The following is a 10,791-nucleotide window of genomic DNA, read 5'->3' as shown; positions in this document are numbered from 1 at the left end:
ACCCCCGACCGCCCACCGGTAAAGGACCAGCCCCACCCGCTACACTGAACGCCGTCGCCTTCGTAGCTCAGGGGATAGAGCACCGCTCTCCTAAAGCGGGTGTCGCAGGTTCGAATCCTGCCGGGGGCACCAGACAAAAGGCCCCGGACCGATCATGGTCCGGGGCCTTTGACATCTGCTTCTGACATCAACGAGGGCGGTCACTCACCACCGGCCGCCTGCGGGACGCCGCAAGGAAGTTCGAAGGACGGGCACACGAGCCGGCCATCACAGACTCCGTCGAGCTAAGACCACCGCTTGATGATCTCTGCTGGACATTCTGGGGCCGCCCACACCTGGATACGGATCTTCTCAATCGTCTCGGGGCTCTCGTCAGAGTCGACGTCGGCCTGAGCTGCCCGAGCCAAGTTGCTCCGGGACACGCGGACGCGGTTCCAGCCTGCCGGGACCTCGAACGTAGCCGCCTCGGGGGCGTAGTCCGTGCAGCCCAGAACCATCAGCCGGCCCAACGACACATGGAGGCTCGCCTCAACGACGTGATCGAATTCCGAGCTGTCATCACTCGGCTCCTGAGGCAGGACGACAACAGTGACGGATACGTTGACATTGACCACCGTGCCGATGCCCAGCGCATCCGGTGCCACCGCGAGGTGATCGGCGACAGCCTGGTCAGTCCACGCTTCGCTCAGATCACCGTCCGAATCCGCATCGGATACGTGTATCTGGAAGTAGTCGGCGAAGAGGGTGAGCTCTGTCGTTGTCGTCATGGCGGCACAGTGCCATGCACCACTGACAGCGGGAAGGTCCGCCCACGGTGGCTGACACCAACGATGAGCCGGCCGGCGTGCTCAGTCACGCCGGAAAAGCTGAACTCACTGCTGGCCCAATCAGGCTGGTGGTGGAAGTCGGCGTCGAATCAATCGATTCCACCAGTACCCACCGAGGCAAGACCACTCGACGCCGGTCATCCATAGCGAACCGAAAGCGTGAGGGGAGAGAAACGGACACCCGTGCGCCGAGGACGGTGCTGCTACCGGCGGTGGCGCCGCTTGTCCTGTCGCGGTGGCAGAGTCAGCGTGATTTGCCGGACGAGTTGCTGGAAGCAGGCGAGGGAGGCGAGGGCCGGCAGGCATGCTCCGGCGATACCGGTGACGGTTCTGTCCGCCTGAGCCACGCACAGCATTATCGCGACGGAGGAGAACAGCAGAACGATGAACCACGAGTGCACAGCTCGGCGCTGGTGCAGGGCAGTCCGGAGGATGGAGAGAGAGGCCACCATCCAGGGGCCGTACACGAGAAGAGGCCACGACGGGACCACGGCGCCTCCCGTCCCGGAGGTGATGTTCTGCAGAGGCCTATAGGCCACCATGCCGCCGAAGACACTGACCATCGCCACGATGACGGCAACGAGCGCGACGATGACGAAGCTGCCGGTCTGCAACCACTTGAGCCGGGGTTTTCGGACGTGGAGCTTCCGGTGCCCGGAAGAGGAGCGTCGGGTAGGCGGCAGTTGAGCGGTGATCTGCGCCAGGTTCTCCATCGGGTCGTTGAAGGCGACGCCTGATGCGGGCTCGCTGCGAGGTTGCGGGATCCTGGCCGTCTGCTCCTCCGGAACAGCCTCCTGCAGCAGATAGGCAAGTTCCTCGACCGGGTCCCAGCCTCCGGCGGGTGCGGTCAGGGGAACCCCTGAGTGCACGTCGTCGGCATGTCCCCCGTCCCAGCCGGTTCCCGGACCGTACGAGAACGCGTCGGAGTAGTACTCACGCTGCGCAAAGGCAGGATCGACATAGTCATGATTCACGGAAATGCGACCCGTCACGCTGCACGCGGCGGCCGGATTTCCCCTGACCGCTCCATCGTGAATTGATTTCCTGCTGGATTTCCTCCAGTAGGGCGAGGAACTCGCGAAGCAGTGGCTCGGTGACCTGCCGTTCGGACTGCGCGTCGTCCCTGGCCGCCGTGCCCCGCGCCGTCAGCGCTGCGTACCCCGCACCGGGCTGGAAAGTGTACTTCCCCACTGCCAGGTCGCGAACCGCAGAAATATTATCCGTCCTCGTGTTGCGTCGAGGCAGGCCATGGGTCCTTGCTGTCGTCATAGCCTGATAACGCGGCTCCCCTCCTTCAGGACGTGCGGCAAAAGAGTGAGCTTATGAAGGCAGAAAACCCGAGAGAAGAGTTCTTGATCAATTACGCCACACATCCGACTCGGCACCCTATTGGTCGATTAATTCTTCTTCCCGACTCCACTTTAGGAGTAAATAGGATTCGCTGCCGGTGTAATTGGATGAGTAATCTGGACAGGTGCGGCTGCGGCCGGCAGAACTCCTGGACGGGTGCCGCAGGTTCGAATCCTGTCGGGGGCAATAACCAAGGGCGAGCTCAGGAGGGGTTTCCCAGGCTGGCTCGTCGCGTTCGAGGCCGTGGCACACGCCCGCCGCTAACGCACGTGGAAGCCACATCCGTAGCCAGAGGCTGCTTCCCGCAGCCTTGAATGCCCCTGCCTCCGACTTGCTCGGTCGTCTATACGAGTACGCCCGCCAGGCGGCGCGTTCGGGAGAACGGCCCCGCGCACACTCCTCGGTGAAGGTGACTGTCAGACCCACCCGGCAGGATCTGCCCATGCTGATTGCGACGAACGCCCGAGGCCACGTGGTGAAGCGCCCTTCGAGGCCGGCCCTTGGCACCATGCTCGCCAACCTCGGGCGCGACAACGAACACATGATCGTTGAGCGGCAGGACGAGGAGTGCGCAGGTGACTGGTACATCCAGGTCCTGTTGCGCGAGAACAACACCTACCAACTGGAATACCGGGATGGCGTCCCCGCAGAGCACTACCGGACGCAAACGGTCTCCCAGGACAAGGTGCTGCGGGCCCTTCTCGGCTGGGCGGCCGAAAAGCAGGACTGGCGAGAGGACTTCATGTGGAACAACATCAGCTCCCTGTTCGAGCGATCCGCTCCTGAGGCCACCGATCAGCCCACCACCTAGCGTCAGCCCGCAATCGGCACGCGATCACGTCGCCGGGAGCTGGTACGACAGGACGTACGCGTCCCCGCCATGACCGTGTCGCAGACCTCCCCAGCCCGCCCCTCGGTGTCGTATGCGGTCCGGATCAGATGAATACGGGCACGCCGGAGGCCAGTCGGAGCGTCTTCACCTCGGTCGGCCAGGGCATCCGGGCCCGGAGCTCCTCCTCGAAGTGGTCGAGGTGGTGGCCCGGTTTTTCGAGGCGGGGGCAGATGCCGCCGGGGCCGGGTTGGGTTCGGCGATCTGTGGGCCGCGGGCGATGTCGAGCGGGAGGTAGGAGGTGGCGAACTCGACCGGCCGGCCGTCCAGCAGGTAGCGGCCCCGGCGGGCGAGGACGCGGCGCACGGAGCCGAGCCGGGTGGAGATGTCCTGGCTGGCCTTCTCTTCCTTGACGTCCAGGCTGTCGGCCTGGGGGTGACTGCCGACGGCGTCGGCCTCGACGACGAAGGTGGACTTACCTTGCTCGCGGTGCCGCCGGGCGAACCGGTCGGAGGCGAGCCTTCGGACTGGTGGCCGCGTTCGTACTCACCGAGACCCAGGGCAAGAAGACACCTGGGTTGCATCCCGCATCGGATCCGACAGGTTGTGCCACTCGTGGCCGCACCCATCGGCGCAATGCAGCGTCCGCCTTCGGGTATCCGCGATGCTGAAGAGAGCGATGAGCAGGCGGAAGGACTTGGTGAGTTCATAGGCCGGGAGTACTTCCATCCCGAAGCGCCACTTCGTGAGCATCACCGCCGGCGTGTGAGTGGGACGAATGCCGGACCGCGCAATGCTCTCTGGTACATCGTCCTTGCGGGCGCGGGCCTGCCCGCAGAACAGCACCAGTGCGTGCAGGACCTTGCGTTGGTCATCCTCCGAGAGACCCTCGAACCACTCGACACCCTCGGCCGTTGGTCTGAGTCCTTGCGCAAGTTCGTTCAGGACCACCTCGTGTGCGTACAACTCCGGCTACCTCCCCGTATCTTCAGGCAGCCGGAACTGCGTACCAGTGCCCGTGAGCGATTCCCCGGCTGTTCAGTGTGAAGGCGAGAAGCCGACGGATTGGTCGAGGTGGAACGCGGAGCCCGGAGCCGTTGGAGTCCACCCCTCACGCAGGGCAAGCCGAACAGCCGCGGCAACACCGGACGGCAGTACAGGCTCAGCCTCGCGACCGATCCAGTTGCTCGGATGCGGCTGGTCGGTGGTGACCACCAGCGTTGTCCCCGGGGTGTCCGCATGCTCGACCGCGAACGTGCACGGCGACCAGGCCAGCCCCTGGAAGTACGTAGGCCTGCCTCGCAGCCGCCAGCGGTAGGCCGTGCCGTCGACAACGATCAGTCGTGATCCCTTGCGGACCAGTGCCATGACTCCCCCTTCAACAGCGGAGATGCTAGCGGGCCTGGCCCCGCCGTCCGTCTCAGTTTCCTTCTCCTGCAGCGCCGTTCACGGCCGTTCAGGCGAGGCCCAGGCGGTATCCGCTCAGGCGGCCGACCGCCCATGAACGCAGGTGAACGGCCCCGTCCGAGGCACCGGAGCCCACCACCACAGATGGAAAGCGAGCGCGCTGCTGAGTCGCGCGCCTCCGCAGTGCAGTGGAGTGTCAGACCTGCGCTGTACGGTCCGCTTCATGGCTGAGAGACCTACGACGAGTTGGCGCGACGGCATAGCCGAAGAAGCCGAGGAACTTGCCTCCGGCGCCTTGGACCCCGAGTGCGCCTGCATGGCTGGACTGTTCCCCGAAAATCTGCTCACGGCCACCGATGCCGTCCTCGACACCTATGAGGCGGAGCTCGCGAGACTGGCCGAAGCGGAGGATGCGCAGATCCTCGCCGTAGTGGAACGCGCCGTCCTGGCCCTCAACGCCGTGAATGACGCCCACAACGGAAGCGCCTTCGAAACCGGCGAGCGCGAGGAGCTGTGCGACTACATCGACGAGTCGCTCACCGAGCACGGCGTCGACGCTCACTGACGTGGCCCGTTCGGCATCCATCAGCGCATAGGCCGTCCGGCTGACATCACCAGCTGACATCAACGGCGGCGAACGATGACGCACTGAAGCGGTCACAGCCGGATCGTAGAGAGACCACCACCGAGCCCCATATCGGCAGGCCACACTGCAGGGTGCTCGGGGGCACCAGGCAACGGCCCCCGGACCGATCATGGTCCGGGGCCCTTTGGCGGCAGGCTTGACGGCGGTGGCTGTCAGCGCACGTCTACGTAGTCGCCTGTGGCGTTGGCCGGCGAAGTGGTGGGGGTGCCTGCGAAGGACCAGCGCCAGTAGCCGTCGGCCGCTGCCGTGACCGTCGTCGACAGGTTGCCCGTCGAGTTGGTGTACAGCGTCTTGAGGGTCGTGTAGGTCGTGGTGCCGGCTTTGCGGAACTGCAGCTTCACGGGCTGGTTGGTGTAGCCCGCGTAAATGCGCTTGTCCCAGTTGGCGCGGGCCAGTTTGCCCGTGACCGTGATCGGCTTGCCCTTGGCGACCGGCTCGGGCCCGGCGTTGACGCTGAGCGTGCCCCGCCGCAGGACCGGGTGCTTGGCGGCTCCGCCGTTGTTGTAGAGGTCGCCGTCCTTGGACTGGAGTTGGACGGTCACGTCCCACTTGCCCGCGAGGGTGTTACGGGGCACGCCCCAGCCCGAATCGAGCTTGAACGTGAGCTTGCACGTGGAGGTGGTGGCGTTGACCGCGGTGCACGTCGGGGCGCCGTGGTACGACCAGTAGTCGTCGCCCACCTCCCGGTCGATCTGGAGGAACGCGAGGTCCTTGCTGATCCCCGAGTCGTCCGAGGCGGTCACCGAGATGGTGAACGACTCGCTCTGGGAGGTGCCGAGGACGAGGGGCTTGCCGCCGTTCACGGACAGCTTCTGGATCACCACGCCGGTCTCCGCCGCGTGGGCGGCCGGGGCGGTGACGGCGGAGGCGGAAAGCGCCAGGGCGCCGGTGAGGACGGCACCTATGGATTTCATGCGCATGGATCCCCCATTGGTTCGGGCCTGCCCCGGCCGTGCATCCCCCGGCCGCAGGCATGGCAGGTGGGGCGAGAATATGTCATTCGCGCAGCTCAGCCGCCGTCGGAGCGTGGCCCCCGACGCCCATGCCGATGCATCGCAGGGCGTAGGCGGTGGCGCAGGTGTGAGACACCCGCCGACCAGCGCGTCGGTTCACTTGGTGGGTCGTGGGCCGGTGTCCGACACGAGTTGCGCCAGCTCACGCAGGCGCTGGTAGTAGCAGCGGTCCTCCGCTTCGTTGAGCAACGGCAGAACCTGGTCCAGGTCTCGATGCGGTCGCGCAGGATGTCATGGCGCTCTGTGTCGAGAGCGCCGCCGTTGTTGTGCCAGGTCGACACACACCCGGCGATGCCGGCGTCGAGCAGCACCATGTCGATGCCTGATATCTCGGCACCGCGCAGACCTACGGGAAATGCCGCGCGCAGGTGTTCCTGCCCCAAGCGGGCCACAACGGCCTGCTCAGTGGTTCTGTTCACGCGGCTCATCTTCGTGCAGCGTTCTTCACGTGGGCGCCCTTTACCCGCTCAGGCGGCGGCTCAGGCACAGAGCGGTCGAGTCGGCACGGGCGCCGGAAGGCCGGCTTTCTCGTCTCCGCTGAACCCCTGGCCACCGATCACTTCGCACAGCTCGCGCCGCCAGCTCTCGGGATCGAGGCGCAGGGGTCCGCCTGTGTTGATCGAGTTCTGGTAGATCACGGACCTGCCGTCCGGAGTGATGTCCCAGAAGACGTACGAGTCGTCCCCCAGCAGTTTGCCGGCAGGCACACGACCGAAGTCGTACGACTCACGGTAGCTGCGCCTGCCGAGCTCGTAGATCCGTACGGAACTGTTGGCGGCCACGGCGTAGCCGCCCTCCCCGTCGATGAACCGGGCCGCGTACGGCGTCGTGGCGTCCTCGACCAGGCTGCGCAGTGGTCCCAGTTCCCTGCGCAGCGGGTCGCGCCGCCACAGTTCCACGATGCCGCCGCTGCGCAGGGCGGCGAAGTGGCGACCGCTGGGATCGAACTGCAGGGCGGTGGTGTCTTTGGGCACCTTCACGGTCGTCTTCGTGCGTCCCGTGGTGAGGTCGACGACACGGACCGTGGGGTCGTCCCACAGGAGCACGGCCACCTGGTTGTCCGCCGGGTGGTTGGCGACCTTCACCGTCGGCGGAGTGCTCGCGCTGCCGCTCTCGGCGAGGAGGGTCTTGACGTCGAAGTGGGCGAGTTCCATGCCCGTGCGGGTGTCCCACTGCTGCACCCGCGTCCCGGAGACGGTCACGAGGTGTGCGTCCCGGTCGAAGAAGTACTGGAACTCGGATGTGGACGGCGGTCTGGGGACGGTGATCCGGGCTGTCTGCCGCAGTGTGGGCACCTTCCGGACGGAGATGGTGTCCTCCGCGACCCAGTCGGCGAGGAGTGTCCGGTCCGGGTTGAGCACGAGCTGGTATCCGTCCTTGGGGTACCAGTACGGCCGCGGGCGGTTCACCTCGGCTGTCGGCGGGTCGCCCGCCTTGCTTGTCACGGAGCGGACCTGCAGGCTTGCTCCGTCGTCCACGAGGCTGATGGTTCTGCTGCCGTCCGCGCTGAGTTTCTGATCGCTCACCTTGACGACGTTGGGCTTGGTGAACAGTTCGACGTAATTGATCAACGATCCGTCGTGCGCGGCGGCGAACAGTCTGCCGCCGCTGGACACCACGTCCCGGGCGATCACCACCGTCCCCCTGGGCCGGGTGGACTCGCTGATCAACTTGCCCTGGAAGAGATCCACCAGCGACAGCCTGCCCGCCGTGCCCGTGACGACGTGCCGCCCGGTCGAGTCGACGCCCTCGAGTCCGCAGTCCCCGTCGTCCCAGACGTAGCGACGCCCTTGCTGGGCGCCGTCGGAGATTTGCCACAGGGTGAGTGACGCGTCCGGGCCGCCGTCACGGCGGCAGACGACGACGGCCGACCGGTCGCCCGAGACCATGAGCTGCTTGGCGTCGCGCACGACGGTACGGCTCCTGCCTGTGGCCATGTCGACGGCGAGCAGAGCGACGTGGAACGTGTTCCCCTTCGATGTGGAGGTCTCCACCAACAGGTGCCGCTTGTCGGGGTCGATCCACAGATTGCCACCCATGTCCGGGGGTGCCGGAACCCTGCCGCCGACGGTGCCGCTGTCCAGGTCCCACCACATCAGGTCGTCCCCGTCGCGGACGGCGACGGTCCGTCCGTCCTCGGACATCGCGAACCCGCTGCTGCTGTCGAAGTAGTTGATCAGGTCCTTCGCCTTGGGCAGTTCGTGGACGGTGCCGATGAGGCGTTCGGCGTCCGGGTGCACCTCGAACCAGCCGGCCGACCCGTCGTCGCAGACGAACGCGACTCTGCTTCCGTCGGCCGACACCATGGCCATGATCAGCTGCTTGCGGGAGAACTGTTCGCTGCGCACGGTGCCGGTGAGGGCACCCACGAAGAGGGTCGCGCGGCCGAAGGCGGACCTGGCGAAGACGACGTTGCCGTCCCGGCTGGTCTGGAACTGCTGGATCGTGCCCAGTAGTCCGGAGAGCATGCGGGTGGAGCCCGAGTGGGCCAGGTACTGCCGCAGCAACTGGCTGCGGGCCTCCATCGTGGGCGCGGTCTCATACGCCGCGAGCGCCAGCTTCACCGACAGCGCCGGGTCGAATTCGGCCTGGTCCTGCGAGAACTGGGCGAGGGAACGGGAGTTGGCGAGTGTCTGGCGTTCCTGGCTCTCCTCGTGCGCGTACGCGAACAGGGTGCCGAACAGCAACGCGAGGACGACGAGGATGCCGAAGCCGGACCTGAGCGCCCGGCGTCTGCGGGCGCGCGAACGGTGATGGGCGCGGCCCAGTTCCAGGTACTCGTGCTCGGCGGCGGTGAGTTCGGCGCCCCGTTCGTCGAGCCACTTCTCGGCGTTCGCCAAAGCGGCTGCGGTGGGCAGCAGTTCGGGTGAGCGCCCGCCGTCGTCCCAGCGGCTTCTGTCGTGACGCAGGGACTCCCGCCAGACCAGGAAGGATCGATCCTCCGCGGCCCAGTCCGCCAGCTTGTCCCAGCTGGAGATGAGGGACTCGTGAGCCAGTTCGACGGTTTCGGTCCCGTGGGCGTCCCGGCCGGTCACCAGGAGGCGGGTGGTGGCGAGGTGCTGCGCGACCTCCCATTCCGTGTCGTCCAGTTCGCTGCGCGTGACCACCCGCCGCGTGACACCGGCCGATTCCAGGGGCACGCGGATGAGCTGAGTGAACAGCCGCCGTGCCGCCTCCTCGTCGGCTTTGGGGACCCGGGCGTTCCAGACCTTGACGAGGTGGTCGTGCAACGCCCCGGCGACGCCACCGATCTTCTCGTACGCGTCATGGGTGAGCCATCCGTGGGTCTGCTGCTGCTCCCGCCAGAGCTGGTCCAGGGCGAAGCCGAGCAGGGGCAGCGCACCGGGCTCGGCGCCGGTGTCGTCGAGGATGCGGTCGACCAGGTGGGGCTCGTACTGCACGCCGGGGATGGCGTCCACCGGCAGGGTGACGATGTCTCGGAGCTGGTCGGGGTGCATGGGGCCGAGCGCGTACACCTGCTGTCCATCGAACGCGTGTCCGAGACGCGGGTGGTCGAGGACCGCACCCAGGAAGTCGGCCCGCAGGGTGGTCAGCACGCGGACCGTGTCCGGCAGGGTTTCGTCGAACAGCACCCCGGCCAACTCGTCGACGGCCGCCGCTTCGCGGGCGAGCAGTTCCTCGAACTGGTCGAGTACGACCAGCAGCCGACGGTTTCCCTGCTGTCTCAGTAACCGCGGGACGACGTCAGCCACGCCGCCGTTCCTGACCAGGATCCGGGTGAACGTCGGAACCTGCCCGAGCCGGTCCGTCTCGGACAGATCGGGCTCCAGCAGGGCCAGCAGTTCCAGGGCCAGGCCCGCGGTCGGGGTGCTGCCCGCCGAGGGCCGCAGCACGATCACCGAGGTGGCCTCCGGCCGCAGCCTCGGTACGACTCCTGCCAGGGCCAGGGAGGACTTGCCGGAGCCGGAGGGGCCCACGATCGCGGTCCAGCGTTCACCGGCGACCATACGGGCGACCGCGTCGGTCTCCGCCAGGCGGCCGTGGAAGACAGCGGCGTCGGCCTCCTCGAACGCCAGCAGCCGTCGAAACGGCGACGGCGGCAGTACGAGGTCACGCAGTTCGGGCCAGACGTCCAGCACGCCGGCCGTCGGGATCAGATAGCTCGCCGGGGGCTCGCCTTGCTCGGCCAGCGCCATCATGCCGACGACGCCACCGAGTTCCCCGTCCCACACCGGGCTGCCGCTGAAGCCGCCGGAGACCCGGTAGCCGCCCTCCGCCAGGTCGGCCTGGACCAGTCCGTCGGCCTGCCGCGCGCGGAGCACGGCCGAGTGCCACACGCCACCGGGGCGGCCCGCGGGGAAGCCGAACACCCGCGCAGGGTGCTGCCACACGTCCGGGTTGTCCACCAGGCGGATGGGCCGACCGCCCCGCACCGGGGTGTCCATCCGCAGCACGGCCACGTCTCCGGCGCCGGACGGCCGCGGAGGGACCCAGCGCTCGACACTCGCCAGGACGTGCGGCACGTCGGCCGCGGCATCGTCCGGCGTACTTCCGGCCGGGGCCCGCAGCAGGGGCAGCGTCACCGCGATGCGGGCGTCGGCGGCGGGCTCGGTCTCCGGGGGCGTACCAACGGCCGCGTTGATGACATGTGCGCAGGTCAGAGCCAACTCATCGGTGACCAGGAAGCCCACACCCACCGGTTCACCCTGCTGGTCCCGGATCTGGAGCAGGGCCGCTTCCAGGGCGCTGGTGCCCACG

The 10,791-nt window shown here is 67.2% G+C and carries 8 protein-coding genes, 1 tRNA gene and 1 pseudogene; 3 read left to right on the top strand and 7 right to left on the bottom strand.

From position 1 onward, the window contains the following. The first annotated feature begins 56 nt into the window (after positions 1-56). Positions 57-132, top strand: a tRNA-Arg gene (locus KUM49_RS47045). Between the two features lie 152 nt (positions 133-284). Here the strand turns inward: KUM49_RS47045 and KUM49_RS47040 are convergent. Together KUM49_RS47040 and KUM49_RS47035 are read right to left on the bottom strand one after the other, a co-directional pair. Then, the gene (locus KUM49_RS47040) at positions 285-767 is read right to left on the bottom strand and encodes a hypothetical protein (protein ID WP_217243148.1); all 483 of its coding nucleotides are present in this window, start codon (positions 765-767) and stop codon (positions 285-287) included. A 263-nt stretch (positions 768-1,030) separates the two neighbouring features. Continuing rightward, the gene (locus KUM49_RS47035) at positions 1,031-1,801 is read right to left on the bottom strand and encodes a DUF2637 domain-containing protein (RefSeq protein ID WP_308407036.1); all 771 of its coding nucleotides are present in this window, start codon (positions 1,799-1,801) and stop codon (positions 1,031-1,033) included. An 818-nt stretch (positions 1,802-2,619) separates the two neighbouring features. Between KUM49_RS47035 and KUM49_RS47030 the strand changes: the two genes are divergently transcribed. Further along, positions 2,620-2,988 carry a hypothetical protein gene (locus KUM49_RS47030; RefSeq protein ID WP_254402845.1) on the top strand — a complete coding sequence of 123 codons (369 nt, stop codon included), beginning with the start codon at positions 2,620-2,622 and terminating at the stop codon, positions 2,986-2,988. 24 nt (positions 2,989-3,012) lie between these two features. Here KUM49_RS47030 and KUM49_RS47025 read toward each other — a convergent pair. The 3 genes and pseudogenes from KUM49_RS47025 to KUM49_RS47015 form a co-directional block, all read right to left on the bottom strand. Beyond that, positions 3,013-3,552 (bottom strand): annotated as a pseudogene (locus tag KUM49_RS47025) (UTRA domain-containing protein); the annotation flags it as partial. Further along, positions 3,553-3,957, bottom strand: coding sequence for a DUF5958 family protein (locus KUM49_RS47020; RefSeq protein WP_308407035.1), 405 nt, complete (start codon positions 3,955-3,957; stop codon positions 3,553-3,555). It lies immediately after the preceding pseudogene. 87 nt (positions 3,958-4,044) lie between these two features. After that, positions 4,045-4,374: a hypothetical protein gene (locus KUM49_RS47015; protein WP_217243145.1), complete on the bottom strand. Its 330-nt coding sequence runs from the start codon at positions 4,372-4,374 to the stop codon at positions 4,045-4,047. A gap of 262 nt (positions 4,375-4,636) precedes the next feature. Between KUM49_RS47015 and KUM49_RS47010 the strand changes: the two genes are divergently transcribed. Continuing rightward, positions 4,637-4,978, top strand: coding sequence for a hypothetical protein (locus tag KUM49_RS47010; protein ID WP_217243144.1), 342 nt, complete (start codon positions 4,637-4,639; stop codon positions 4,976-4,978). Between the two features lie 233 nt (positions 4,979-5,211). Here KUM49_RS47010 and KUM49_RS47005 read toward each other — a convergent pair whose 3' ends face one another. Together KUM49_RS47005 and KUM49_RS47000 are read right to left on the bottom strand one after the other, a co-directional pair. Continuing rightward, a complete protein-coding gene (locus tag KUM49_RS47005; protein WP_308407034.1) occupies positions 5,212-5,973 on the bottom strand; it encodes a hypothetical protein in 762 nt (253 codons plus the stop codon). A 578-nt stretch (positions 5,974-6,551) separates the two neighbouring features. Further along, positions 6,552-10,790 (bottom strand): trypsin-like peptidase domain-containing protein, encoded by a 4,239-nt coding sequence (locus KUM49_RS47000; protein ID WP_217243142.1) that lies wholly within the window; start codon positions 10,788-10,790, stop codon positions 6,552-6,554. Position 10,791: the final 1 nt, after the last annotated feature.

Source organism: Streptomyces sp. AC555_RSS877 (genome assembly GCF_019049245.1).
In the GTDB taxonomy this organism is placed as follows: Bacteria; Actinomycetota; Actinomycetes; order Streptomycetales; family Streptomycetaceae; genus Streptomyces.
This window is presented reverse-complemented; position numbering and strand designations above follow the sequence as displayed.

Excerpts from the sequence above, each read along its gene's own strand:
- KUM49_RS47005 (WP_308407034.1), bottom strand. The coding sequence starts at position 5,973 with ATGAAATCCATAGGTGCCGTCCTCACCGGCGCCCTGGCGCTTTCCGCC.
- KUM49_RS47030 (WP_254402845.1), top strand. The coding sequence starts at position 2,620 with ATGCTGATTGCGACGAACGCCCGAGGCCACGTGGTGAAGCGCCCTTCG.
- KUM49_RS47040 (WP_217243148.1), bottom strand. The coding sequence starts at position 767 with ATGACGACAACGACAGAGCTCACCCTCTTCGCCGACTACTTCCAGATA.
- KUM49_RS47015 (WP_217243145.1), bottom strand. The coding sequence starts at position 4,374 with ATGGCACTGGTCCGCAAGGGATCACGACTGATCGTTGTCGACGGCACG.
- KUM49_RS47010 (WP_217243144.1), top strand. The coding sequence starts at position 4,637 with ATGGCTGAGAGACCTACGACGAGTTGGCGCGACGGCATAGCCGAAGAA.